The sequence below is a fragment of the Epilithonimonas xixisoli genome (assembly GCF_004365655.1).
In the GTDB taxonomy this organism is placed as follows: domain Bacteria; phylum Bacteroidota; class Bacteroidia; order Flavobacteriales; family Weeksellaceae; genus Epilithonimonas; species Epilithonimonas xixisoli.
Genome location: NZ_SOEO01000002.1, coordinates 719,374 through 744,365, shown reverse-complemented (window position 1 = coordinate 744,365; position 24,992 = coordinate 719,374). Strand labels below are relative to the sequence as shown.

Below are 24,992 nucleotides of genomic sequence, written 5' to 3'. Positions count from 1 at the left end.
AATGAAACTGTTACTAGCCTCCAATTCACCTAGACGAAAAGAGTTATTATCACAATTGGGTTATGAATTCGATATTGTAAAAATCGATGTTGATGAATCTTATCCTTCCGATTTACAACCAAATCAAATTGCGGAATACGTTTCAAATAAAAAAGCCAAAGCTTTCAATGTCGATGCAGATGAAATTCTCCTGACCTCGGACACGATTGTGGCCTTAGACCAAAAAATCCTTCTCAAACCAACTGATGAAACTGAAGCTTTCGAAATGTTGAAAATTTTATCTGGACAAAAACACCAAGTTTACACGGCTTTTACCATTAAAACAAAAAATTCTGAAATCAGCAAAACCAGTCGCACAGATGTGGAATTTGGTGAAATGAGTGACAATGAAATTAATTTCTACATCCAAAATTACAAACCGTTTGACAAAGCCGGATCCTACGGAATACAAGAATGGCTCGGAATGGCAAAAATCAAAAACATCTCCGGATCTTTCTACGCTGTGATGGGTTTTCCTGTAGATTTGGTTTATGAAGAACTCAAAAAAATCAATTGTTTTCCCAGCAATTTCTAAAACTGAAATCTTTAGATAATTTTCCTTGCAAAATTTCGTTATTTTTACAGATTAAAACAGAATTTCTTTATTGAAATAATTAAATGAGAAAATATTTACTAATCATACTTGCTGTCATAAGCGTTTTGGCCTGTAATCCCCGCAAGAAAAAGAAGAAAACCAAAAGCGGTCCGGTGAACAGATTTATGACCTATCATAATACTTTGTTCAACAGCAACGAAGCGATGGTTGCCGAGATGGAAAGCAGAGACAAGTCCCACGTGGACAACTTCTTCGATCCGTACATTTCTGTTTACACGACAGAAGATGATCTGACGAATTTGCAAAACAATACTTCCGGCAATTCCCCAGATTCTGATGCTCCAATGCCAATGCGTGGCGGTCCAAGAAATGAGAACGATGGTTCTGCTGGATCCAAGAAAGGGGTTTCTGTGCTTCAAATTTCGGAAGCTAAAGCGATAAAAGCGATTACAAAATATTCGGTTTTGGTAAATGGCGTGGAGAAAAACAAGAAGATTTTTGATGCCTACATGCTTTTGGCTAGAGCCCGAATGTATCAAGGTAAATATCTGGAATCTCTGGATGCGCTCAGCTACGTTTTCAACACGATGGATAAGGATAAAAGATTGCCTTTGGCTCACATCTACAAAGCGGCAAACTACACCAAACTAAAAGAATATTACCGTGCAGATGAGGTTTTTAAAAATTTGGAAGAGGATCCGAAAATTAAAATATCCAAAGAGCATCTTCGCATTTTAAAAGTTTATCAAGCGGATAATTTTCTGAAATGGGGCAAAAAAGAATTGGCTGCTGAAGTTTTGGAAGAAGCTTTCACTTATAACAAAAACAGAAAAACCAAAAGCAGAATTGCTTATTTAAGAGGTCAAATCCTAGCGGGTCTTAATAAAAAAGAAGACGCCCGAGAATCTTTTGCAGCAGCTTACAAATATGCGAACAGCTACGAATTCGAAGTAAAATCCCAAATCGAAATCGCCAAAACATTTGATAATAAAACAGATAGCTACGAAAAAGCAATAGAATACATTTCCAAAATTGCTAAAAAAGGAACTTATGCTTCTCGTAAAAACGAATTGTACTACGCCAGTGGATTGATTGCAACTTCTGCTGCAAAAGACTCTCTTGCTGATTCTTATTTCAGAAAAGCATTGAAAGAAAAACAGTCAGATCCGCAAATCCGTGGACTTACCTACTCCGAAATTGCGAAAAAATATTTTGCGAAAGACGATTACCTTACGGCAGGCGTTTTCTACGACAGTGCTTTGGCGGTAATGAGCTACAAACCGGAAAAAGATAGATTAACCGAATTGACAGCCAATATCAAAAAGCTTTCGAAAAACTATTACATCGTTAAGAAAAACGACAGTATTCTGAATCTTGCGAAAATGTCTCCTGACGAAAAGCGTGATTATTTTGCCAAATACATCGAAAAAATAAAGGCAAAAGAAGCCGCTGAGGAATTGGAAAAGAAAAGAGCAGAGAGAAGCAAAGGCTTTGATAATGCAGACTACAACGCCAATTCTATTTTCGCAAATAATTCTACAGATGCGAATAGCTTTCAGAATTTTGGAATGACGGGCGGTTCTACATTTTATTTTGCCAATACCAACAACATTTCCAGAGGAGAAAACGCTTTCCGACAAGTCTGGGGAAGCAGAACACTAATGGATAACTGGCGTTACTCAGCCAGAAGTTCTACAGTAGAAGAATTGAAAAACGAAGCACTCGGACTTGCCAATGCGCCAGATCCCCGACGTTTGGAGCCGGACTTTTACATTGAGCAAATCCCTACATCCAAAATAGAATTAGACAAGCTTAAAAAAGACAGAGACACAGCCAGCCTGGGAATGGGAAGGATGTACGAAACCTTTTTCTCTAATACAAAATTGGCAACGAAAACGCTTTTTGACCTGGTAGATAACAAACCGGAAGAGGAAACAGATTTGATGGCTTTGTACAATATTTTTGTCTTCAATTATGAAAAAAATCCTGTTGAAGCCGAAAAAGCGAAACAATTAATCTTGGAAAAATATCCGTACACATCCTATGCGGAATATGTGAAAAATCCAAAAAGCAAAGACTTCAACAAATCCACTGCGGATGTAGAAAAACTCTATGCAGACGCCTACAAACTCTACGAAACGGATAAATTCGCCGAGTCTTCTGCAATAATAGACAAAGCCTTAGCAGATCATCCAAAAGATGCTTTGGTTCCCAAATTTTATCTACTGAACGCTTACAATGCAGGGAAAACTGCTGGAAAAGAAATTATGATTTTGCAATTGGAACAAATCGTTCTGAACTATGCGAAAACACCAGAAGGCGTCAAAGCCAAAGAACTTTTAAAATATCTGAAAAGCGATGCTAAGCTAGAACTGACGGACGATGCTGGAAATGCAATTTCAAATATGTCTCAGCCAAACGAGCCAAATAATGACGAGGAATTAAAGCTAAAGGAACAGGTCAGAATTCAAAAAGAAAATGCTATTTCTCCACCAGCAAGCGGACCTGGAATCCCGGGAGGTTCTACAGATTCAACTCCTCTTCAAAAAGCTTCACCTCAGCAAAGAAGAGTAATGAAACAAAAATAAAAAAAAGAGAGCAATTTGATTTGCTCTCTTTTTTTTGATTATATTTTATCCAATTGCAATGTAAAGTGTCTCAGAATCGCAGGTTCCTTTGTGATTTTGTAGCCTTTTGTGATTTCATCTCGTCTTTCAAAAACGTTGATTACTGCTGCAGCGACATAATCCATATGATTGTTTGTGTAAGTTCTTCTTGGAATCGCAAGTCTCAATAATTCTAATTTTGGATAACGATTTTCTCTCGTTTCAGGATCACGATCTGCCAGTAAAGTTCCAATTTCCACACCTCGGATTCCGGCTTCTTTATAAAGCTCGATGGCCAAAGTTTGTGCAGGAAATTCTTCTCGCTTGATATTTGGTAAAAAATTGAGCGCATCTATGAAAACTGCGTGTCCACCAATTGGTTTTTGAACCGGGATTCCGGCTTGCATTAACTTGTTTCCAAGATATTCCACTTGCGAAATTCTACTTTCCAAATAAGGAAATTCTGTCGCTTCGTCTAATCCTGTTGCTAATGCCGACATATCTCTTCCTGCCATCCCACCGTAAGTGATGAAGCCTTCGTAGATAATGGTGAAGTTGGAAGCTTTTTCAAAAATTTCTCGATTTTTCAAAGCGATGAATCCGCCGATGTTTACCAAACCATCTTTCTTGGAACTCATCGTCATTCCGTCGCCGTAGGAGAAAATCTCTTTACAGATTTCTTTAATCGTTCTGTTTTCTTGGCCTTTTTCTCTTTTCTTGATGAAATAAGCATTCTCCGCAAACCTCGCAGAATCAAATAAAACCGGAATTCCGTATTGGTCTGATAATGCTTTTACAGCTTTGATATTTTCCAGAGAAACTGGTTGTCCGCCAGAAGAATTGCAAGTAATCGTGATTAAACAAAATGGAATCTGTTCTTTTGGATATGATTTGTAAACGGTTTCCAGTTTTTCCAAATCAATATTTCCTTTGAAAGGATGAAGATCATTAATATCAAAAGCTTCATCAATTGTACAATCTACAGCGTGTGCTTTTCTGAATTCGATGTGACCTTTTGTGGTGTCGAAGTGTGAATTTCCGGGACAAATGTCGCCTTCTTTTACCATTACAGAAAACAGAACATTTTCTGCTGCTCTACCTTGATGTGTTGGCAATAAATAAGGAAATCCCGTGATTCTTTCAACTGTACTTTGTAAGGCTTCGAAAGATCTGGATCCTGCGTAACTTTCGTCACCAATCATCAGTGCGCCCCATTGTTTGTCACTCATTGCCCCCGTTCCGCTGTCTGTCAGCAAATCGATGAAGACGTGTGAGCTTCTGAGGTTGAATAAGTTATAATCGGCTTTTTTTAGCCATTCTTCGCGTTGTTCTTGTGTGGATTGGTATATTTCTTCGACCATTTTGATTCTAAATGGTTCTGCGTAAGGTAGTTTCATTGTAAAAAATTGTTGGGTGATAGATGCTGGAAGCTGGATGTTCCGCATCATTAAAATATTTTTGAACTAATCACTAATGTGAGGACTAGATTAAAGAAAAATAAAACTTCCATCATCTGACATCCCACATCCAACAAAAAACTACTCCGGTGCTTTGAAAACGTTGTCGTCTGAATGGAATCCGGCAACGCCTCCACTGACTGCAAATTTCATTGCTTCGGCAGCACTCATTCCGGTAACTTCTTTGACGTTCGTATATTTAGTAATGATGACCCAGCCGGAAACGGCGTAGGAATGCGGCAGATAAACGGCGATCATTTGGTCAAGATCCACAACCGACATATCTGTTTGCGTCAAAAATCCGATTCTCCAGATTTCGGGCGTTTCATTGGTCTTGACCCAAACCGGAACATTGAATTTTTTCTTATCACCAACGAAAGATCCGAGAACGTCTTTCAGAGAAGTATAAAGAAATTTGATTCCGGGAATATGTTCCAAAACGTAATCTACACCGTCAACAATCAATCTTCCGATGATAAATTTATTGCCAAAAAAACCGATAAAAGCAGTCCCAAAAATGACAATGAAGAACATCAATCCTGGAAATCTTTGTGAAACAGAAGGAACCAGATTATCGATACGGAAAACCACGCTCCAAATGACCCAAACCGTGATGGCAAAAGGCCCAATGATTATCAATCCTTGGATAAAGGATCGTATGAAGAGGCGTAGATAATCGTTGATATTTCTGTCCATTTTAATTTTTATAGTCTTCGAGAACCTCAGACTGACACGTTTAATATTGAAATTTTTCAAATTATACTTGTCACGCTGAGTATTTCGACTTCGCTCAATATAAACTTAGTCGAAGTGTTTTTTATCCGTGGATGGTTTCTTTGTTTCCGTAGGATTTCATAATGTTAGCTTCATATTCCAGCCATTCTTCCCAACGTTTGTTCACTTTTTCCGGATCGCCCAATTGTCTTGCAAACCCGATGAATGTGGTATAATGATTGGCTTCGGAAACCATCAGGTCGTGGTAGAATTTCTTCAATTCTTCGTCTTTGATATTCTCTGTCAAAACTTTGAAACGTTCGCAACTTCTAGCCTCGATCATCGCTGCGAAAAGCATTTTGTCGATGATTTGCTCATCACGATGTCCGCCTTTTACGAGGAATTTGATGAGGTCATTCACATAATCATCTTTACGCGTTCTTCCTAAAACACCACCTCTTTTCTTGATAATCTCGTGAACTTGGCTGAAATGATCCAATTCTTCCTGAGCAATTGCCAAAAGTTCGGTGACCATTTCTGTATGTTCAGGAACCATTGTAATCAATCCGATGGCGTTGGTTGCTGCTTTTTGCTCACACCAAGCGTGATCTGTTAGGATTTCTTCAAGATTATCTTCGGCGATGTTTGCCCAACGAGGGTCTGTAAGAAGTTTGAGACGGAACATTTTATATTTTTTGTAAAAATAAGGATTTGATTGTTTGCTATTAAATATTTTATCGACTAAAATTAATTTTCGAAATCAATTAAGAGAAAGGATTAAAATAATTAATTAAATTAACAATTGGCACACATATTGAAAATCTTTCAACAACCAAACCATAAAATTATGAAAATTTCAAGCATTATCAATCGTGCTAAATTATTTCTGTTTAGCTTTTTGTCAGTTTTTTCCTCTGCTTTATCTTTTGCGCAAGATTCAACAATTGTTAAAACCACCAACGTGACAACCACTTCTACGGAAGAATGGCAAACCAATCCGACTTACTGGATTATCGGAGGCGTTGTTCTAATAATTATCGTTGCAATTGTTGCGATGAGCGGAAGAAAGAAAAATGATTAGAGAAATTACAGAGCGCTTTTAGGAGCGCTTTTTTTATGGATTCTTCTCAGCGGTTTTCTCTCTCAAAAACTCCAAAACTTTCCAACCTAAATCATCTACTTTCTTCAAACCAATAGAAATCAAATAAGCCAAGAAAATATTGAGCGGATAAATTATCAAAACCAACAACCACCAACTCATCGAATCTTTTAAAGGCACAACTAGGAAATATATTAATGATGAACTCATTCCTTGGGCGAAATAAAAGAAGATCGCATTTTGCCCAACGTTTGTAATGAAATTTGGTTTCGTGATTTTCAATCGGTTGTAGAAAACGAAAAGCGTTACCAATGAGAATAATGTCCAAATAATATAAGGAATCTTCGGTGGGAATTTTTGTTTATTAAGTTTATAGAAGATGTCGCCTCCGTAATTCCAGAACATCCAAGCCAGCGCAACTGCGACCAATCCGTACAAAACGGGAATCATTTTAGTTGTGATTTTTTTACCTTTCATTCTGTTGGCAATCAGAAAAACTGCCATATAAAATGCAACGTAACCACCTTGTCCATTCGGATAATATTGAGGAAAAATATTGAAAATCAAAGTTAAAACAACACAAATCCCTATAAACCAATTGATATGTTTTGGAAAGAATTTTAAAATCAAAACACCAAGAACCGTCAAAATATAATAAACTTTCAAATACCAGAAACTTCCCATCACCACAGGGAATGTATCACAATTCGAATACTCGTGCAAGTACCAATTTCCCAAAACCTGCCATTGTGGTTCTGATGAAATGCTATTCGGAACATATTTGCTCCCGAATGTGGAATAGAAATCCTTCAGCCATTCAACAGAAAAAAATGTGAGCCCATAGACCTTGAAAAAGTAATCGAGGAAAAATAAAAATGTCACAAAAATCATAAACGTGATTTGCAACTTCAGCAATCTGTAAAGTGTTTTTTCGATATTATTCCCCGAAGTGATTCCGCTGAGCGCATAAAACAAAGCGACATCAAAAACCAAAGAAAAAACCCGAGCTTCCGTCGGAATGTAAAATTGCCCGCTCCAGAAAGCCGTGTGAATAAAAATAATGGAAATGGTCGCCAGTCCTTTGGCAAAATCAATATAGAGATCTCTTTGCATCGATGATGGTTTTAAAATATGATTAAACACAAAGGCACAAAAACTATTTTTATAGACAATGTTTTAAGGCACAAGAAAATCAAAGATTTTGAAATTTAACAACGTTAAATCTTTGTGCCTTAAAACAGAATGATTGATTACCAAATTCTTTGTGTCTTTGTGTTGAGTACTTAATAAACTGAAATTCAAAAATATCATTATTTTCCCAAGTTCTTTATAATTATTTAACTTTTACCACTCGATTGTTATCCTTATTTTTACAAGTTCAATCGTAGAAATGTCAGACATCATTCAGCTTTTACCGGATCACGTTGCCAATCAGATTGCTGCTGGAGAAGTTGTGCAACGGCCAGCTTCCATCGTGAAGGAACTTTTGGAGAATTCTGTGGATGCAGGTTCCAGTAAAATTCAGCTTATCATTCGTGATGCGGGGAAAAATCTGCTTCAAGTGGTGGACAACGGCATCGGAATGTCTGAGACTGACGCCAGATTGGCTTTTGAACGACACGCCACTTCAAAAATCCGTTCGACAGAAGATATTTTTAAGATTGCGACCAAAGGTTTCCGTGGAGAAGCTTTGGCATCCATTGCGGCGGTTGCACAAGTTGAATTGAAAACCAAACAGAAAGATTCGCCTGTAGGAACGAATATTTACATCGAAGGTGGACTTTTCCAATTTCAGGATCCGATTCAGACTGTTGAAGGTTCTAATTTTTCTGTCAAAAATTTATTTTACAATGTTCCTGCGAGACGCAAGTTTCTTAAGAATGACAATGTAGAATTTCGTCATATTATTGATGAATTTCAAAGAGTTGTTTTGGCTCACGAGAATATTGAGTTCGAAATGTTTCATAACGACGAACCTGTTTTCAAACTGAGAAAAGGTGGTCAAATGCAAAGAATCGTGGATGTTTTCGGAAGAAAACTGCAACCACTTTTGATTCCCATCAAAGAAGATCTTGGTTGGGTAGATCTTAATGGTTATGTGGCGAAGCCGGAAGGCGCAAAGAAAACCAGAGGCGAACAATTTTTCTTCGTGAATGGAAGATTTTTCCGAAGTGCTTATCTCAGCAAAGCCGTTCAAGAAGCTTTTGAAGGTCTTTTGCAACCTGGTTATATTCCGTCATTTTTTCTTTATCTGGAAATGGATCCTGAGAAAATTGATGTTAATATCCATCCTCAAAAAACAGAAGTTAAGTTTGAAGATGAAGCGTTGATCTTTGCTTTGGTAAGATCTACAATCAAACGTTCTCTGGGAATTTACAACGTTGCGCCAAGTCTTGATTTTGAAAGAGATCCGAAAATGGAAGCGTTTTTTGCACCCAGCAAAAGTAATTACAGTTCGCCAACACCTTCTTCTATTAATGTTGATAGAGATTTCAATCCGTTTTCTGTGGAGAAAACGACGGATGAAGAACGTATTAATTTGGCAGAATTGTATCAGGCAACGGAAGCGGCGCCATCAAAAATAAATCTTTTTGAAGATGATGATCTGGACGAAGATCTGTTCCGATTACCAAACGGATATTGGCTTTTGAACAAAGACGGACAAACCTATATGTTGGATTTGGGCAGAATGCACCGTGTTTTGATGTCTTCTCATCAGGAAAATTTGCCAACGAAAAAAGCGGGTCAAAGTCTGTTATTTTCTTTGGAATATCATCTGAATGAAATCGAGAAAAACAAATACAAATCCATCAAAAAATATCTACCGGATTTTGGTTTTGAAATGACCTTGGCTCAGGAAAATGTTCTCAGAATCGAAACTGTTCCAGAAGCTTTGAAAGAATCTCAAGTCATCAAATTCCTCGAAAAAATATTCGAAGTTTTGGAATATCGAACCGAAGATGAGTTCTCAAAATATTTTGAATACCAATGGATTAAGCTAAAAACAAAATCCAAATTCGATTTCATTTATAAAACCGAAGTCGAGCAATTGGTCAAAGATTTTATCGACCTTGGATTTCCGCAATATACCGTGAATGGTAAAAAATGTTGGATGGAAGTTCCGTTTGACGATTTTAAAAATAAATTTTAAATTATGTTTCCTCAAATAACACCAGTGACGCGAAATATCATCATTCTAAATGTGATTTTTTTCGTGGCAACATTTTTACTTAGATACGCTAATATTGATTTAGGCCCCTTACTGGCAGGATATTTTCCGCTGTCTCCAAATTTTAATTCTTGGCAAATCATCACGCATATGTTTATGCACGGTGGCTTGATGCATATTGTTTTCAATATGTTTACGCTTTACAGTTTTGGGCCGGTTTTGGAACAAGTTTTAGGACAGAAGAAATTCATTATTCTTTATTTCGCTGCTGGCTTGGGTGGTTTTGCGTTGTATAATATTTGGAATTATTACGAAGTTAGTCAATTGACAAGTTTCTTGAATAGTAAAGGTTTTGACATTCACGAGATTTATAAATATGCTGATATTAATTATTCTGGTGAAATGCCAATTTCGTCGAACTCGGAAGCAGTGAGAGATTCTGCACAAAGCCTTTTCAATATTCTAAGAACACCAATGGTTGGCGCATCAGGCGCAATTTTCGGAATTGTAGCTGCGTTCTCTACATTGTTCCCAGATGCTAAGCTGATGTTTTTATTCATTCCATTTCCTATCAAAGCAAAGTATTTGACACCAATTGTTATTATTGCTTCCATAGCTTTAGGATTTGGGCAACTAAGTGGTGATAATATTGCTCATTTCGCTCACATTGGTGGCGCATTGATTGGTTATCTGTTCGTGCTTAATTTCAAAAAGAACCGAGACAGAATCCAATAGATGGGAATCATTAGACTTCTTTTGACGATTTTCCACCTCATTATTATTGTTCTTTTATTCGGAACGATAATGAACGCTTACATTCCGCCAAGTGTTTTCGGAATGTTGAATTTGTTGTCCTTGGGATTTCCAATTTTGATGATTTTTAATATTACTTTATTGATTTTCTGGATTATCAGTTGGAAAAAAAGAGCGGCTGTTTTTCTTGTTTTATCTTTATTTTTCATCATTCCGACAAGAAGATGGATTAATTATACGCCAAAGAAAAAAGAAACACCCAATCTTAAAATCATTTCGCTCAACGGAAAATCAGGAAAATTTGGCGACGAGAATATTTATAGTTTTCTTAATGACCAGAAAGCCGATGTTGTCTTGACTCAAGAATATAAAAGTGCAGAAAATCTGAAAGGTTTTGAATATTTTGAACGCAATTTTCCAGTCGTGAAAATCCAATCCAGATTTCCAATTGTAGAAAGTGGAATCGTGGAAACCGATGCGAAAAACGGAAGATGCATCTATGCTGATATTAGGGTTAATGGAAAGGTCATCCGTTTCGTGAATGTTTATATGGAGCCATTTTATCTTGACAAATCTATGGTGAAACCAAGCGGTGATATGAATGTGAACGAAGAAAAAGCCAAAAGCATTCTACACAAATTAGTTCCAACTTTCCGAAAACACCAAAGTCAAATTGCGCCTATCAAAGGATTTTTGGACAGTTCGCCTTATCCGATTATTCTCGCTGGCGATTTCAACTCTGTCCCGAATTCTTATGAATATTACACCTTGTCCGAAAATTTGGAAGACACTTTCCTGAAAGTCGGAAAAGGAAGCGGAACAAGTTTCCACGATTTCAAATTCCCTATCAAAATCGACCATATTTTTGCTTCAAAGTCAATAACGCCAATTAGTTACAAGGTGGACAGAAGTGTGAAAATCTCTGACCATTTTCCAGTGATTGCAGAGTTTTTAGTAGATTAAAATTAATTAAAATGATGAAGAAAATATTAATCCCAAGTTTTGCTTTATTAATTATAAGTTGCTCCAAAGAAACACCCATTTTAAACAATTCTGACCAATTGGATGCCTCGCCAAAAATCACTTACGATACAATAGTGATAGATTCTTTCGGTCCAGGCGCAACTTCCGAAGCTGTGATGGCAAAAATAAACGCTGTTGCCATCAAAAAAGAACAAGACAGTCTTGCAAAAATCGCAAAAGCCGAGCAGGAAAAACTCGACAAAGAAAAAGCGAAGTTGGACGCTGAAAAAGCCAAGGAAGCCAAGAAAGAAACAAAATCCGAAGCCAAACCAGAACAAACAACACCAGCAACAAATCCATAAAAAAACCCATCAGATAAGTTCTGATGGGTTTCTCAATATAATTCTATGAAAAATTATTTATTGTAAAGTTCCTCCACTTTATCCCAATTGATCACATCAAAAAACGCAGTCACATAGTCTGGTCTTCTGTTTTGATAATTAAGGTAATAAGCGTGCTCCCAAACATCCAATCCAAGAATTGGCGTTCCTTGTTTATCAGCAACCGGCATTAGTGGATTGTCCTGATTTGGCGTAGAAGTTACCGCTACAGAACCATCAGAATTTTTTACCAACCAAGCCCAACCAGAACCGAATCTCGTTTTAGCCGCGTTAGAAAAATCTTCTTTGAATTTATCAAAACCACCGATTTTCTCGATTTCAGCTTTCACATTTCCAACTGGTTCTTTGCTACCGCCTGGCGTCAAAAGTTCCCAGAAAAGGGAGTGGTTATAGTGTCCACCGCCGTTATTTCTTACGGCTGGTTTGTCAGTTCCTGTTTTTTGAATTTCTTCAAGAGATTTCCCTTCAAGTTCTGTTCCTGCGATGGCGTTATTAAGATTGTCCACATACGCCTGATGGTGTTTTGAGTGGTGGATTTCCATTGTTTTTGCATCGATTGTTGGCTCCAACGCATCGTACGCATAACTAAGTTTTGGTAATTCGAATGACATAGTTTGGTATTTATTTGTTAATAAATCAATTGTTCAAAAATAGTCAATTATTATTCCAAGAAGCAAGAATTAGACTTATTTTATAAATATTTAACATCGAAAAATATAATAAAATTTGCCGTAACTTTGACGCATTCTAAATAATTAATTATTATTTGGGCAGCTATTTCCGCCTTCCGCTCCCAATCTTTTTTGCAGACGATTTCGAATTAAATAGAAATTGAGTTCACGCAAAAAAGGATTTCCGCTCAAGTCGGGCTGCAAAGATTCAACGTTTAATCATATTTTTAAGAATTTTCCAATTGGTTTAAATTCTAACATCTAAATTCTAACATCTAATTTAAAATGTTCGACATCAATCATATAAGAGCCCAATTCCCAATTCTGAATCAAGAAGTCAACGGCAAACCATTAGTTTATCTGGACAACGCTGCAACTTCCCAAAAACCGATTTCAGTTATCAAAACTTGGGAACAATATTATGAAACCATCAACGCCAATGTTCATCGTGGCATCCATACTTTAAGTCAATTAGCAACAGAAGAAATGGAACTTTCCAGACAGAAGATCCAACGTTTCATCAATGCAAAATACGACTACGAAGTCATATTCACCAAAGGAACGACGGAAGGAATCAATCTCGTGGCTTACGCTTTGACCAATCAGATCAAACCAAACGACGAGATCATCATTTCTTACTTGGAGCATCATTCCAACATCGTTCCTTGGCAGATGCTATGCGAAAGAACCGGCGCAAAACTCCGCGTCATCCCAATGGACGAAAACGGAATCCTCCAAATCGATGTTTTGGACGAATGGCTGAACGAAAAAACAAAGATCGTTTCCGTAAATCAAGTTTCTAACGCTTTGGGAATCATCAATCCCATCGAGGAAATCATCGAAAAAACAAGAAGACTTTCCAACGCTTACGTTTTGATTGACGGCGCACAATCCGCACCACACTTCAAAATCGATGTTCAAAAACTGGATTGTGATTTCTTTGTCTTCTCAGGACATAAAATGTACGCACCAATGGGAACTGGAATTCTTTACGGGAAAGAATCCGTACTCGAAAATCTTCATCCTTTCCACGGCGGTGGTGAAATGATTGCCGTTTGCAGTTTCGAGAAAACAACTTACGCAGGTTTACCTTTCAAATTTGAAGCTGGAACACCAAATGTTGGCGGAAATATTGCGATTGGCTCGGCTGTAGATTTCATTGAAAACATCGGTCACGAAAATCTTCAAAACCACGAAAATGACCTTCTGAATTACGCTCAGAAAAAACTTCTGGAATTGGAAGGCATCAAAATCTATGGCGAAAAAGCCAATAGAACTGGCGTAGTTTCTTTCAACCTGGAAGGCGCAGGAATTGCTTCTGACACAGGAATGATTCTCGACAAATTGGGAATCGCTGTGAGAACCGGACATCATTGTACACAACCGATTATGGACTTCTTCAACATAGCCGGAACTGTTCGCGCAAGTTTTGCAATTTATAATACTTTGGAAGAAATTGATATTCTGGTGGAAGGCGTCAAGAAAGCGCAAAGAATGTTGGTTTAAATGGACAATATATTCTCGCAGATCAAGCTAATTTTGCAGATTTAAATTGAGAAAAATCTGCTCTATCTGCCAAATCAGCGAGAACTAAAAAAATAAACCTTTCGATTAATTTCGGGAGGTTTTTGTTTTTAATATCTGCCAAATTGTATTGCTTTTCCTATTGGCATATCTCTTGCGAAATTATAGATTCATTCGTAACAGTAATGTTTTTCCATTAAATTGGAGAAACGATTTTTATATTAATTAAGATTAATGACAATTTGTCATTCAACATACTATGACAGAATTTGAAAATATCAGTTTTGAGGAAATCCTAGACGAAGGTTTCGGAATCGTGGCAGAAGAAATCAATCTGGACGACTTTGGAAATCAGGAAGCCGACAAAACCCAAACCGTTTTCCCAATTCTCCCCGTGAGAAATATGGTAATGTTCCCAAAAGTCATCACGCCAATTACAGCGGGCAGGGAAAAATCCAAAAAACTCTTGGAAGATGCCCAAAGAGAAAACAAACTCGTGGGAATCATTAGCCAAAAAAATCCAAATGAAGAAAACCCGACTGAGCAAGATCTTTACACGGTTGGAACTTTGGCAAAAATTCTTAAAATAATCACGCTCCCAGAAGGCAACATCACTGCGATTACGAGAGGTGTTCAGCGATTCAAAGTGAAAAAATTTGTTTCCAATGAGCCTTACTTCTTGGCAGAAATTACAAAACAAAGAGACACGCAACCAAAAGATAAAGAAGAATTTTCTGCATTGATGGACAACATCAAAGATTTGGCAGAAAAAATCATCAACATTGACCCAAATATTCCGAATGCGGCGCAATTTGCCCTGAAAAACATTGATGGATACGAAGATCTTTTGAATTTTGTTTCCGCAAATGGAAATTTTTCTTCAGACAAAAAACAAAGATTGCTGGACGAGAAAACATTGATTGGACGTGCAAAAAACTTGTACGAATTGATGCACGACGATTTCCGTCATTTGGAATTGAAAAGCCAAATTCATCAGAAAACCAGCAAAGACTTAGACAAACAGCAAAGAGAATATTTTCTGAATCAACAAATCCGAACAATCCAAGAAGAATTAGGCGGTGGCGCAGAATCTGACGCAGATGAATTTAGAAAAAAAGCATCCAAACTAAAATGGAATGACGAGGTAGAAAAACACTTCGAAAAAGAATTACAAAGACTTTCCAGACAACATTCCAGCTCGCCGGATTATAACGTTCAGCGTAATTATCTTGACTTTTTCACCGATCTTCCTTGGGAACATTATTCCAAAGATGCATTTGATTTGAACAAGGCGGAAAAGCTTTTGGATAAAGAACATTTCGGATTAGAAGACATCAAGAAAAGGATTTTGGAACACATCGCCGTTCTGAAATTGAAAAATGATATGAAATCACCGATTCTTTGTTTGGTTGGTCCTCCAGGTGTTGGGAAAACTTCGCTTGGAAAATCTGTGGCTGATGCATTGGGCAGAAAATATGTTCGAGTTTCCCTTGGTGGATTGCACGACGAAAGTGAAATCCGCGGACACAGAAAAACCTACATCGGTGCGATGGCGGGAAGAATTCTTCAATCTATCAAAAAATCAGGAACTTCAAATCCTGTGATTGTTTTGGATGAGATTGATAAAATTGGACAAGGAATCCACGGTGATCCAAGTTCAGCTTTGTTGGAAGTTCTTGACCCTGAGCAGAATAATAATTTCTATGATAATTTCTTAGAACTTGGTTATGATCTTTCGAAAGTGATGTTCATTGCAACAGCCAATTCGCTTTCTTCCGTTCAGCGTCCGCTTTTGGACAGAATGGAAATCATCAGCATTGCGGGTTACACTTTGGAAGAAAAGATTGAAATCGCAAAAAGACATTTGGTGAAAAAACAATTGCGTGAAAATGGTTTGGATTCTAAAAATCTAAAACTCGGAAACGCAGAATTGAAACATATCATTGATGCTCACACTTCCGAAAGTGGCGTGAGAACATTGGAGAAGAAAATTGCAGGCGTTGCACGTTGGGTAGCACTTCAAATCGCAATGGAGAAAGAATTTGATCCGAAAATTTCTGTTGATAAAGTGGATGAGATTCTTGGCGTTCCAAGACCAAAAACTTTAGCTGAGATTACAGATGTTCCAGGTGTTGTAACAGGCTTAGCTTGGACAAGTGTTGGTGGTGATATTCTCTTTATAGAAAGTATTTTATCAAAAGGAAAAGGTGCTCTTACGATGACCGGAAATCTTGGAAACGTGATGAAAGAATCTGCGACAATCGCCTTGGAATTCATCAAAGCGCATCACGAGCAATTGGGAATTTCTGAAGAAGATATCGAGAAGAAAAATATCCACGTCCACGTTCCAGAAGGTGCGACGCCAAAAGATGGTCCATCTGCGGGAATCGCAATGTTGACATCTATGGTTTCAAGCTATAAAAACAAAAAAGTGAAACCTCATTTGGCAATGACAGGCGAGATTACACTTCGCGGAAAAGTGCTTCCAGTTGGAGGAATCAAAGAAAAATTACTTGCCGCTACAAGAGCCGGAATCAAAGAAGTGATTCTTTGTGAAGCGAACAGAAAAGATGTTGAGGAAATTAAAAAAGATTACCTGAAACATTTGAAAGTCAATTATGTGACCAATATGAGCGAAGTTGTCGAGATTGCTTTGAAGTAGAATATAATTAAGATAATATTCAAAATATCAATCCGTTCGGGAAATTTTCTCGGACGGATTTTTTATTTTAATATTGGATTCATATTTTTATTAAATTCGTATTTACAAATTCGTTTAGATTAGAATTTTAAAACATCCTATGGGAATCACCGCATTATTTGTAATTTTATTGGTCATCTTGATATTTTTGGTTTCATACATTCCAAATCTTACATTGCGTAAAAAGATTTTCATTGTGATTGCTACTTTGTTGGTCTGTTTCGCCGTTTTGGCTATCCTTTTTGCAACACAGTTTGGCGGAGGAAGAGAACCAATCCAAGAAAGTGACTCTGTAGAAATAAAACAATAACTATAAAATTTACAAACTATGAAATACATTAAATTTATCCTCTGTCTCCTTTTCGGTTTAATGTTCATCAACGCCGGATTGGACAAGTTCCTGCATTATATGCCAATGCCGGAAATGGAACCTGAACAAATGAAATTGTTTTCTGCCTTTGGAGAAATCGTTTGGCTGATGCCATTAATTGGTGCTGTGGAAATTATTGGAGGCCTGCTATTCATCATTCCGAAAACAAGAGCTCTTGGCGCAATTGTAATCTTACCTGTAATGGTTGGGATTGTACTTCACAATTTCACCCTATTTCCAACAGTAGAAGGCAGAATCATCGCAGTCGTTCTTCTATTGATTAACATCTGGGTTTTGATAGATAATCGAGAAAAATACAAAGCTTTATTAGGCTAAAAAAATAAAATGGGAAGATTGATTATATCTTCCCTTTTCTATTACAATTGCTCGATGGCTTTTACGATTTTTTCCTGATCCACAACCATCGCCTGAAGATGTTCTCCGGAAAATTCGATGAATTGTTTTGGCTCAGGCGCATTGTTATAAATAGTTTGTCCGTGTTCAAAAGGAACTGTGGAGTCGCCTTTGCTGTAGATGAACAATTTTGGAAGACCTTTCAAAGATTTCACATCTTCTTTTGCGGAGTAGGGTGATGTCACATATTTTTCGATGATTTCTTTCATTTCTGGCTTGAAACGAATGGCAATATCTGTGAAAGATGACATTCCGCCGTCCAAAATCAAACCTGAAATTTTTGCTTGATTATCTTTAGCCAAATGTGTTGAAACCTGCGAACCCAAAGACGCGCCATAAATGTAGATTTTTGTATTCTGAATGTCTTTTCTAGTCAATAGATAATCGAACATTTTTTGACCATCTTCTGCGACGTTCAGGTGCGTTGGTTTCCCAGTTGATTTTCCGTAACCTCTCACATCTACCATCACGACTTGGAACCCATTTTCCACCAACGGTTTTGTGATGTATTGATAAGTTGAGATATTTCCTCCTGCGCCGTGAAAGAATATAATTGTTTTCTTGATTGATTTTGATTCTGGCTTCAAAATGACTGCTGTGATGGTGTCGTTTTCCACTGGCAGACTTATATTTTCGATGTTTTTGAATTCCAAAGTTTTCATTTCTTTCTTCGGCTGGTAGAATTTGTCATCCATTTGAGCTTTGGAAAAAAATGATAGTAAGATGAGGAACAATGAGAAGAATAATGATGTTTTCATAAGTTTGATTGTTAATTATGATTCAAATTTAGAACGCCAAATTCTCATTACGAAAAACAATAGACCGAATGGTAAATAATCCCGACCAAACCGTCAATTCTCGGGATTAAACAAAAAACGAGACTTAATTATTAAGTCTCGTTTTGAATTTTATATTAATGAAAAATCAATCTCTCATTCTTGCGATAACGTCTAGACCGCCTTTTGTTTTGTCTCCGATTTTACAAAGGATTTCTGTATCCAAAGGAAGAAAAACATCCATTCTAGAACCGAATTTTATGAATCCAAATTCGTGTCCAGCTTTTGCCTCATCTTGAACATTACAATAGAAAACAATTCTTCTCGCCACATAACCCGCAATCTGGCGGAAAACGACTTGATGATTGGTCAAACTTTGCACAGCAACCGTTGTTCTTTCGTTCTCTGTAGAAGATTTTTCGTGCCAAGCAACAAGATATTTACCCGGATGGTATTTCTTGTAATTTACTTCTCCACTCACCGGATAACGGCAAATATGAACGTTCAAAGGTGACATAAAAATAGAAACCTGAATGCAATTAGCTTTCAAAACTTCATCTTCGAAAACTTCTTTTATCATTACCACTTTTCCATCAACGGGTGCAATCACATTTTCTGTGTGGTCCAAAATGGCTCTTGTCGGAACTCGGAAAAACCAGAAAATCAATCCCAACATTACTAAAAGTGGAATTAAAATTACCAATGACCATAAATGTAAATAATAAATGGATATGGTTCCGACAAATGCAATGAACAAAATTGCAACAATCAGGGTTCCTTTTGATTCTTTATGTAGTTTCATAAGTCGTTTTTAAACTAATTTTTCTAAAATAAAATATAAGTAAATCACTGGCGCACAAATGATAAAACTATCCAGCCTATCCAAAACACCGCCGTGACCAGGAATAATGTTTCCACTATCTTTAACCGCAAAACTACGCTTTAGCTGACTTTCTACCAAATCTCCCAAAGGTGCAAAGATAGAAATCAACAGTCCGACAATCATCCAATTGCCTCTCAACTCAGGGAAATACTGCTCTACGAAGAATCCTAAAATCAATGTCAGAACCACGCCTCCAGCAAATCCTTCCCAAGTTTTTTTAGGAGAAATCCTTGGTGCCATCTTATGTTTTCCGAAGAATTTTCCTGTGAGATAAGCAAAAGTATCACTGCTCCAAATCAAAACGAACAGCATAAAAACTTCTAAAGTAAAAGATTTTTCCGGGTCAAGTGTACTGAATTTTGGTAATCCTAATGCAAAACCGAAAGGCAAAGCCAAGTAAACCACAGTAAAAATCAATTTGCCATTTTCGAAATAAAGTTCACGAGAATACTTGAAAAGTGTAATTGCAGCTATGGGAATTAATGCCAAAGACAACATCTCGCTGAAGTTGACATCAAAGAAGAAACCGTGGTAGAAAAATCGTTTTGTAAATTTATAATAGATAAACGCCGCAATCGGGAAGACCAGCCATTTATAAATGCTGTTATCAAATTTCATAATCTTCATACATTCATAAAGCCCTACGACAAGGAAGAATGTAATCAATCCATAGAAAAGATATTGCTGTTTTACTTCTGGCAGAAAACTGCTGAACAGATATTCTCCTAAAGGTGTGGTGCAAATCGCGATGACGAGAACGTAAACAAGTCCCGAAATGGTACGCTGAATGAAATTTTTATCCAAAACTGAAATTTAATCTTCCAGCAAAAGTAAGAAAAGTTTGGTATTATCCTTATTCGGAGTATCCAATTTGGACTGACTTCCGCTGATAGAAGTCAAATTCTTGAGGTTTCCTGCACGTTTTACCTTCATCATAGCTTCGTTCAGATTGCTTGCAATCTGCGAAACATTTGCCATAATGATGATTTTACTTGGCAATCTGGAGGAATGGTAATGTAGAATATTGTTGTGAGAAAGCATAATTCTGCCATCAAAAGCAATCAGATATTCGCAAGTGATGAAAGCAGCGTCGTTTTCTTCTGTCAATTCCGGAGAATTAGATGTTTTGATAACATCCAAAAAGTTTTTCAAATCCTGATCCCAACAGAAAACATTGTTGATCTGTTCTATTTTTACAATCTGATTCAGTGTTTGCAAAGCCTCAGATTCATCCGCGCAATAATTGAAGAATCCACCAGAATGCGTAAAAAGTTGCGCAAACTTGTAGTCCAAATCAGCATCGCGAAGTTGGTCTGCCAATTTCGTAACATCCGGCTCTTCCTCCTCAGGCTGATTCATTATTTTATTAACGAATTTTTTAAACAGACTCAATTTTTTTGCTTTTAATTAATACAAATGTAAAAAAATTATATAATACTCTAAAAACCAAAACTTTCTTTTAATACAAAAATCCTAAAAAAATTAGGATTTTCATATTAATTATTCATTTTAATTATCTTAACTCTCTGTGTTTAAAACATTTCCAGCTTCCGCAGGATTGTCAACACTAGAGACTGGATTTTCTGTCAATTCTGGATCCCAAGCACGTTTTCCGAAAATTTCCTCAAGATCCTCACGGAAAATCACTTCTTTTTCCAAAAGCTTGTTGGCCAAAGCATCCAATTTATCTCTGTTTTCTGTCAAGATTGTGATTGCTCTTTGGTATTGTGTTTCAATTAATTTTGAGATTTCCTCGTCAATTAATTTAGCCGTTTCCTCAGAATACGGTTTCCCAAAACTGAACTCAGATTGTCCAGAACTGTCATAGTAAGAAATGTTTCCTACTTTATCATTCAGACCATAGATTGTAACCATTGCCTGGGCTTGTTTTGTCACTCTTTCAAGATCGGACAACGCTCCGGTAGAAATATTGCCCAAAACCGTCTGTTCTGCCGCTCTACCTCCAAGTGTAGCGCAAATCTCATCCAACATTTGTTGCGTTGTTGTCAATTGTCTTTCTTCCGGAAGATACCAAGCCGCACCAAGCGAACGTCCTCTCGGAACGATTGTCACTTTTAAAAGTGGTGCTGCGTGCTCTACCAACCAAGAAATAGTTGCGTGACCAGCCTCGTGGAAGGCAACTCTTCTTTTTTCAGAAGGTTTGATGGCTTTATTTTTCTTTTCAAGACCTCCGATGATTCTATCAACCGCGTCCAAGAAATCTTGTTTGTTAACCGACTCGTGAGAGTTTCTTGCTGCAATCAACGCTGCTTCGTTACACACATTCGCAATATCAGCACCGCTGAATCCTGGCGTTTGCTTTGCTAAAAATTCTCTATCAATCGAGTCATCCATTTTGATTTTAGCCAAATGAACCTCGAAAATTTGTTTTCTCTCGTGCAATTCTGGAAGATCTACATAGATGGAACGGTCAAAACGTCCCGCTCTCATCAAGGCCTTATCTAAAATATCAGCACGGTTTGTAGCTGCCATTACGATGACGTTGACATCTGTTCCAAAACCGTCCATTTCTGTAAGCAATTGATTTAAAGTGTTTTCACGCTCATCGTTTCCACCTTGCATGCCGCCTTTTCCTCTAGCTCTACCGATGGCATCTATCTCATCGATGAAAATAATCGCCGGAGATTTTGCTCTCGCCTGAGCGAAAAGATCTCTTACTCTGGAAGCTCCAACTCCTACAAACATCTCCACGAAATCTGAACCAGAAAGTGAGAAAAACGGAACTTTAGCTTCACCCGCAACAGCTTTCGCCAGCAAAGTTTTACCAGTTCCCGGAGGACCAACCAATAGAACACCTTTTGGAATTTTACCTCCAAGTTTTGTATATTTTTCCGAGTTCTTCAAGAAATCTACAACTTCCTGAACTTCCTCTTTTGCGCCTTCTAAACCTGCAACATCTTTGAAAGTAATTTGCATCTTGTCTTTCTCGTCAAACAACTTCGCTTTCGATTTCCCAATGCTGAAGATTTGTCCACCAGGTCCGCCTGCGCCACCGCCCATTTTTCTGAAAATGAAGAAGTAAAGCAATGCGAAAAGCCCGCCCCAAAGTGCTAAAGTGAATAACAACTCAGAGAAACCACTTTGGCTTTTTCCAAATTCCATTCTAGCTTTGGTTGGCAATTTTGAATTAATACCTTCAAAACGTTCTTGGAAATATCTCAAATCCCCATAAGTAAGTACATAGTCCGGGCTAGGTTTTATGTTGATTACAGAAAGAGGGTCTTCCTTTTTTTGTCCTTTCTGCAATTCTGCTTTTGCAGTTTTCGTAAGGTAAACATCGGCTTTGAAGTTGTCTCTATAGACCATCACTTCACCAACTTTTCCTTTTTCTACAAGATTGTAAAATTCTTTTTCATCAATGTTTTTTACCATAGAATCTCCAAGAAGTCCTGGAAGAAATATCAGTAAAATAAGTCCCAGTATAACGGGTATAAACCAATTGAATCCTTTGTTATTCATTCTTATTTTTTAAAAATTGTGGATGCAAAATGCATCTTTTTTAGCTTTCTATTTTCGTGATTTTGGCATCGCCCCAAAGCTCCTCGATATCGTAATATTCACGGATTTCTTTTTGGAAAATATGCACCACCACAGAAACGTAATCTACCAAAACCCACATGGAGTTTTCAGTCCCTTCTACGTGCCAAGGTCTGTCGTTGAGGTCGTTTCTTACATTTTTTTGGATGTTCCCAGCGATTGCGGAAACCTGCGTGTTTGAGTTTCCACTGCAGATGATAAAAGTTTCTGCTGCTGCGTTTTCTATGCCTGATAAATCGAAGACCAAGATGTCTTCTCCTTTTGTATCTTGAATCGAATCTACTATCTTATCGATTAGTAATTGTTTTTCTGTAATTTTACTCATTAAAAAAATTGTCTAATTTGCAAATTTATTGATTTTAATCTATTTATCTTTTGTTTCTGACTTTTATTATCTCTTAAAGTTTTCATAAATGAGCCAAATTTTCCACTTTGAAAATTGTTTTTCTACTAACGACGAAATTTTATCGCTTTTAAATGAAGACGAACCAACTGCTGTTTTTACTTTTAATCAAACAAAAGGTCGTGGACAATATGGGAATATTTGGAAGGTAATTCGCAATCAGAATCTGGCTTATTCTATCGCTGTCAAAACTTCAAACATCCGTATTTCCGATACATTCCTCAATTATTATACCGCTATCATTGTCCGGGATTTTCTTGCCAATCTGACCAATGCGGGCTGTAAAATAAAATGGCCAAACGACATCATCCTGAACGGAAAAAAAGTTTGTGGCATCCTCATCGAAAAGAAAAAAGTTGAGAATGTGGAATATTACATTCTTGGAATTGGGATTAATGTGCTTCAGACCGATTTTTCGAATCTTCCAAAAGCTGGTTCTGTATTGACTGCCACAGATTTAAATTTTGATTTGACAAGATTTACGCATCAATTTCATCAATATTTGATTTCAAGAATACAGTACATTAGTCCAGAAGAAGAAATCTTGAATATCTATAATCAATCGCTCTTCCGAAAAGACGAAATCTCAGTTTTTCAAAAAAATGATTTGCGCCAAAATGGCATTATCAAAAATGCTGACAAAAATGGTTTTCTTTGGATTGATCTGGAAAATGAAGGCTTGCAAAAATTCTTCCACAAGGAGATTGAACTTCTCTACTGAACTCTGAAACGCATTGATGAAACAATTTAACGATTTTGCGATTAAACCAAAAATTTACTGATTCGCTCTTTTGATATAAAGATAAGCTGCAATTGGAGCAAAAACGATGTTCGGAAGCCACATTGCCAAAAGTGGTGTCAAGGTTTTGTTTTCGGAAACCACATTCAAAACTTGGAAAGAAAATACGAATAAGAACGCCAAAGCAATTCCTAATGCGAGGTTAAGTCCCAATCCACCACGTTTTTTCTGTGATGATAATGACAGTCCGAGAAATGTCAAAATAATAATAGAAACAGGCATTGAGGTTCTTTGATAAAGCTCATTGTAAAAGGAAGTTACGTTGTTGTTTCCTTTCATTTTTTCCCGTTCTATCATCGTCAGAAGTTCGGGTGTAGTTTTGTTTTGAGCCACCAATTTATCAGGAAATAATTCTGAAGGTGGCAACTTGAAATCTTGAATCTTCGTTGTTCCGCTTCCAAGAATTTCGGTATCATTTTTACTCGCCGTCCGTTCTGTATAATTATTAATGACGAAATGTTTTTTCTTCGCTTCCCATTGGATGTCCATCGCCGAGATTTGATAAATAAGCTTTTTGTTTTTATCAAATTTCTGATACATATAGCCAGTTCCGCGGTTTTCTTTCTTGTTGTAGCTGTTGACAAAAATATAATCCGTCGGGCTGATATTCGAAGCGATGCTCATATTTCCAAGAAGTTTCTCCCGATTCATACTGTTGTAAGTGTAAGGTTCGAGGATGTTTTTCTTGATGTTGGACCAAGGCAAAATGAAGTGATTCACCGCCAAAGTCATTATAAATATCAAAACCGATGTGACTAAATAGGGCCTCGCAAACCTGTGAAAACTCGCACCACTGCTGATGATTGCAACAATCTCTGTGTTATTCGCCATTCTCGAAGTGAAGAAAATCACTGTGATGAAAACCAGAATCGACATAAAGGTCAGAATCAGATTCAGAATCCAAAACGGATAAAAATTAAGCAGGAAATAGCCAACTGTAAATCCGTTGCTCTCAATCCTCGGCGTTTTTGCCTGAACATCCACAACCATAATGATGATAGACAAAAGTGCCAACATAAAAATGAGGGTTCCCAAATATTTTTTGATGACGTAAAGGTCTATGATTTTCATCGAGTTATAATTGATAAATGATGATTGATAATTGATTTTCTCTTGATTCTTTTTACTTTTCTCTT

Annotated in this window: 24 protein-coding genes; 12 read left to right on the top strand and 12 right to left on the bottom strand. The window is 37.2% G+C overall.

Going from position 1 to position 24,992, the window contains the following annotated elements; all coding sequences use genetic code 11:
- Nucleotide 1: 1 nt before the first annotated feature.
- Nucleotides 2-574, top strand: coding sequence for a Maf family nucleotide pyrophosphatase (locus B0I22_RS10840; protein ID WP_133944719.1), 573 nt, complete (start codon nucleotides 2-4; stop codon nucleotides 572-574).
- An 83-nt stretch (nucleotides 575-657) separates the two neighbouring features.
- Nucleotides 658-3,183 carry a type IX secretion system periplasmic lipoprotein PorW/SprE gene (gene porW / locus B0I22_RS10835; RefSeq protein WP_133944717.1) on the top strand — a complete coding sequence of 842 codons (2,526 nt, stop codon included), beginning with the start codon at nucleotides 658-660 and terminating at the stop codon, nucleotides 3,181-3,183.
- A gap of 38 nt (nucleotides 3,184-3,221) precedes the next feature.
- Here porW and tnaA read toward each other — a convergent pair whose 3' ends face one another.
- From tnaA to B0I22_RS10820, 3 genes are all read right to left on the bottom strand, one after another.
- Nucleotides 3,222-4,598: a tryptophanase TnaA gene (gene tnaA, locus B0I22_RS10830; protein ID WP_133945179.1), complete on the bottom strand. Its 1,377-nt coding sequence runs from the start codon at nucleotides 4,596-4,598 to the stop codon at nucleotides 3,222-3,224.
- A 141-nt stretch (nucleotides 4,599-4,739) separates the two neighbouring features.
- Complete coding sequence (locus B0I22_RS10825; protein WP_133944715.1) at nucleotides 4,740-5,354, bottom strand: DUF502 domain-containing protein; 615 nt, start codon at nucleotides 5,352-5,354, stop codon at nucleotides 4,740-4,742.
- Nucleotides 5,355-5,475: 121 nt separating this feature from the next.
- Nucleotides 5,476-6,057: a MiaE family protein gene (locus B0I22_RS10820; RefSeq protein WP_133944713.1), complete on the bottom strand. Its 582-nt coding sequence runs from the start codon at nucleotides 6,055-6,057 to the stop codon at nucleotides 5,476-5,478.
- Between the two features lie 162 nt (nucleotides 6,058-6,219).
- Between B0I22_RS10820 and B0I22_RS10815 the strand changes: the two genes are divergently transcribed.
- Complete coding sequence (locus B0I22_RS10815) at nucleotides 6,220-6,453, top strand: hypothetical protein (protein WP_133944711.1); 234 nt, start codon at nucleotides 6,220-6,222, stop codon at nucleotides 6,451-6,453.
- A 33-nt stretch (nucleotides 6,454-6,486) separates the two neighbouring features.
- Here the strand turns inward: B0I22_RS10815 and B0I22_RS10810 are convergent, their stop codons facing one another.
- Nucleotides 6,487-7,584: an acyltransferase family protein gene (locus B0I22_RS10810; RefSeq protein ID WP_133944709.1), complete on the bottom strand. Its 1,098-nt coding sequence runs from the start codon at nucleotides 7,582-7,584 to the stop codon at nucleotides 6,487-6,489.
- 277 nt (nucleotides 7,585-7,861) lie between these two features.
- Here B0I22_RS10810 and mutL point away from each other — a divergent pair, with 277 nt between their 5' ends.
- Genes mutL through B0I22_RS10790 form a run of 4 tightly spaced genes read left to right on the top strand, consistent with a single transcriptional unit; the run spans nucleotide 7,862 to nucleotide 11,718 of the window.
- Nucleotides 7,862-9,622, top strand: coding sequence for a DNA mismatch repair endonuclease MutL (gene mutL / locus B0I22_RS10805; RefSeq protein WP_133944707.1), 1,761 nt, complete (start codon nucleotides 7,862-7,864; stop codon nucleotides 9,620-9,622).
- A 3-nt stretch (nucleotides 9,623-9,625) separates the two neighbouring features.
- A complete protein-coding gene (locus B0I22_RS10800) occupies nucleotides 9,626-10,375 on the top strand; it encodes a rhomboid family intramembrane serine protease (RefSeq protein WP_133944706.1) in 750 nt (249 codons plus the stop codon).
- The gene (locus tag B0I22_RS10795) at nucleotides 10,376-11,356 is read left to right on the top strand and encodes an endonuclease/exonuclease/phosphatase family protein (protein ID WP_133944704.1); all 981 of its coding nucleotides are present in this window, start codon (nucleotides 10,376-10,378) and stop codon (nucleotides 11,354-11,356) included.
- Between the two features lie 11 nt (nucleotides 11,357-11,367).
- Entirely contained in the window at nucleotides 11,368-11,718 is a 351-nt protein-coding gene (locus B0I22_RS10790) for a hypothetical protein (protein ID WP_133944702.1), read from the top strand.
- Between the two features lie 53 nt (nucleotides 11,719-11,771).
- On the opposite strand, the gene B0I22_RS10785 is transcribed toward B0I22_RS10790, so the two are convergent.
- On the bottom strand, nucleotides 11,772-12,368 hold the full coding sequence (locus tag B0I22_RS10785) for a superoxide dismutase (protein WP_133944700.1): 597 nt from the start codon (nucleotides 12,366-12,368) through the stop codon (nucleotides 11,772-11,774).
- A 345-nt stretch (nucleotides 12,369-12,713) separates the two neighbouring features.
- Between B0I22_RS10785 and B0I22_RS10780 the strand changes: the two genes are divergently transcribed.
- The 4 genes from B0I22_RS10780 (at nucleotide 12,714) to B0I22_RS10765 (ending at nucleotide 17,359) form a co-directional block, all read left to right on the top strand.
- Nucleotides 12,714-13,934, top strand: coding sequence for an aminotransferase class V-fold PLP-dependent enzyme (locus B0I22_RS10780; protein WP_133944698.1), 1,221 nt, complete (start codon nucleotides 12,714-12,716; stop codon nucleotides 13,932-13,934).
- A 277-nt stretch (nucleotides 13,935-14,211) separates the two neighbouring features.
- Nucleotides 14,212-16,614 (top strand): endopeptidase La, encoded by a 2,403-nt coding sequence (gene lon, locus B0I22_RS10775; RefSeq protein ID WP_133944696.1) that lies wholly within the window; start codon nucleotides 14,212-14,214, stop codon nucleotides 16,612-16,614.
- Between the two features lie 139 nt (nucleotides 16,615-16,753).
- Entirely contained in the window at nucleotides 16,754-16,963 is a 210-nt protein-coding gene (locus B0I22_RS10770; RefSeq protein ID WP_133944694.1) for a hypothetical protein, read from the top strand.
- Between the two features lie 18 nt (nucleotides 16,964-16,981).
- Nucleotides 16,982-17,359 (top strand): DoxX family protein, encoded by a 378-nt coding sequence (locus tag B0I22_RS10765; protein WP_133944692.1) that lies wholly within the window; start codon nucleotides 16,982-16,984, stop codon nucleotides 17,357-17,359.
- Between the two features lie 41 nt (nucleotides 17,360-17,400).
- Here B0I22_RS10765 and B0I22_RS10760 read toward each other — a convergent pair whose 3' ends face one another.
- The 6 genes from B0I22_RS10760 to rsfS all read right to left on the bottom strand — a co-directional run bounded on the left by B0I22_RS10760 (nucleotide 17,401) and on the right by rsfS (nucleotide 22,979).
- Nucleotides 17,401-18,195: an alpha/beta hydrolase gene (locus B0I22_RS10760; RefSeq protein ID WP_133944690.1), complete on the bottom strand. Its 795-nt coding sequence runs from the start codon at nucleotides 18,193-18,195 to the stop codon at nucleotides 17,401-17,403.
- A gap of 166 nt (nucleotides 18,196-18,361) precedes the next feature.
- Nucleotides 18,362-19,015, bottom strand: coding sequence for a phosphatidylserine decarboxylase family protein (locus B0I22_RS10755; RefSeq protein WP_133944688.1), 654 nt, complete (start codon nucleotides 19,013-19,015; stop codon nucleotides 18,362-18,364).
- Between the two features lie 9 nt (nucleotides 19,016-19,024).
- Nucleotides 19,025-19,900, bottom strand: coding sequence for a phosphatidate cytidylyltransferase (locus B0I22_RS10750; protein ID WP_133944686.1), 876 nt, complete (start codon nucleotides 19,898-19,900; stop codon nucleotides 19,025-19,027).
- Between the two features lie 9 nt (nucleotides 19,901-19,909).
- Nucleotides 19,910-20,488 carry an LUD domain-containing protein gene (locus B0I22_RS10745; RefSeq protein WP_133944685.1) on the bottom strand — a complete coding sequence of 193 codons (579 nt, stop codon included), beginning with the start codon at nucleotides 20,486-20,488 and terminating at the stop codon, nucleotides 19,910-19,912.
- 126 nt (nucleotides 20,489-20,614) lie between these two features.
- A complete protein-coding gene (gene ftsH / locus B0I22_RS10740) occupies nucleotides 20,615-22,576 on the bottom strand; it encodes an ATP-dependent zinc metalloprotease FtsH (protein ID WP_133944683.1) in 1,962 nt (653 codons plus the stop codon).
- A 40-nt stretch (nucleotides 22,577-22,616) separates the two neighbouring features.
- Nucleotides 22,617-22,979: a ribosome silencing factor gene (gene rsfS, locus B0I22_RS10735; RefSeq protein ID WP_133944681.1), complete on the bottom strand. Its 363-nt coding sequence runs from the start codon at nucleotides 22,977-22,979 to the stop codon at nucleotides 22,617-22,619.
- 88 nt (nucleotides 22,980-23,067) lie between these two features.
- On the opposite strand from rsfS, the gene B0I22_RS10730 reads away from it, so the two are divergent.
- The gene (locus B0I22_RS10730) at nucleotides 23,068-23,778 is read left to right on the top strand and encodes a biotin--[acetyl-CoA-carboxylase] ligase (protein ID WP_133944679.1); all 711 of its coding nucleotides are present in this window, start codon (nucleotides 23,068-23,070) and stop codon (nucleotides 23,776-23,778) included.
- A 54-nt stretch (nucleotides 23,779-23,832) separates the two neighbouring features.
- Here the strand turns inward: B0I22_RS10730 and B0I22_RS10725 are convergent, their stop codons facing one another.
- Entirely contained in the window at nucleotides 23,833-24,927 is a 1,095-nt protein-coding gene (locus B0I22_RS10725; protein WP_133944677.1) for an LptF/LptG family permease, read from the bottom strand.
- Between the last annotated feature and the right edge of the window lie 65 nt (nucleotides 24,928-24,992).

Coding starts and splice junctions, on each gene's coding strand:
- B0I22_RS10785 (WP_133944700.1), bottom strand. CDS start 12,368: ATGTCATTCGAATTACCAAAACTTAGTTATGCGTACGATGCGTTGGAG.
- B0I22_RS10810 (WP_133944709.1), bottom strand. CDS start 7,584: ATGCAAAGAGATCTCTATATTGATTTTGCCAAAGGACTGGCGACCATT.
- B0I22_RS10815 (WP_133944711.1), top strand. CDS start 6,220: ATGAAAATTTCAAGCATTATCAATCGTGCTAAATTATTTCTGTTTAGC.
- mutL (WP_133944707.1), top strand. CDS start 7,862: ATGTCAGACATCATTCAGCTTTTACCGGATCACGTTGCCAATCAGATT.
- B0I22_RS10820 (WP_133944713.1), bottom strand. CDS start 6,057: ATGTTCCGTCTCAAACTTCTTACAGACCCTCGTTGGGCAAACATCGCC.
- porW (WP_133944717.1), top strand. CDS start 658: ATGAGAAAATATTTACTAATCATACTTGCTGTCATAAGCGTTTTGGCC.
- B0I22_RS10840 (WP_133944719.1), top strand. CDS start 2: ATGAAACTGTTACTAGCCTCCAATTCACCTAGACGAAAAGAGTTATTA.
- B0I22_RS10765 (WP_133944692.1), top strand. CDS start 16,982: ATGAAATACATTAAATTTATCCTCTGTCTCCTTTTCGGTTTAATGTTC.
- B0I22_RS10825 (WP_133944715.1), bottom strand. CDS start 5,354: ATGGACAGAAATATCAACGATTATCTACGCCTCTTCATACGATCCTTT.
- B0I22_RS10790 (WP_133944702.1), top strand. CDS start 11,368: ATGATGAAGAAAATATTAATCCCAAGTTTTGCTTTATTAATTATAAGT.
- B0I22_RS10780 (WP_133944698.1), top strand. CDS start 12,714: ATGTTCGACATCAATCATATAAGAGCCCAATTCCCAATTCTGAATCAA.
- B0I22_RS10795 (WP_133944704.1), top strand. CDS start 10,376: ATGGGAATCATTAGACTTCTTTTGACGATTTTCCACCTCATTATTATT.
- lon (WP_133944696.1), top strand. CDS start 14,212: ATGACAGAATTTGAAAATATCAGTTTTGAGGAAATCCTAGACGAAGGT.
- B0I22_RS10770 (WP_133944694.1), top strand. CDS start 16,754: ATGGGAATCACCGCATTATTTGTAATTTTATTGGTCATCTTGATATTT.
- tnaA (WP_133945179.1), bottom strand. CDS start 4,598: ATGAAACTACCTTACGCAGAACCATTTAGAATCAAAATGGTCGAAGAA.
- B0I22_RS10760 (WP_133944690.1), bottom strand. CDS start 18,195: ATGAAAACATCATTATTCTTCTCATTGTTCCTCATCTTACTATCATTT.
- B0I22_RS10800 (WP_133944706.1), top strand. CDS start 9,626: ATGTTTCCTCAAATAACACCAGTGACGCGAAATATCATCATTCTAAAT.
- B0I22_RS10755 (WP_133944688.1), bottom strand. CDS start 19,015: ATGAAACTACATAAAGAATCAAAAGGAACCCTGATTGTTGCAATTTTG.
- B0I22_RS10725 (WP_133944677.1), bottom strand. CDS start 24,927: ATGAAAATCATAGACCTTTACGTCATCAAAAAATATTTGGGAACCCTC.
- rsfS (WP_133944681.1), bottom strand. CDS start 22,979: ATGAGTAAAATTACAGAAAAACAATTACTAATCGATAAGATAGTAGAT.
- ftsH (WP_133944683.1), bottom strand. CDS start 22,576: ATGAATAACAAAGGATTCAATTGGTTTATACCCGTTATACTGGGACTT.
- B0I22_RS10730 (WP_133944679.1), top strand. CDS start 23,068: ATGAGCCAAATTTTCCACTTTGAAAATTGTTTTTCTACTAACGACGAA.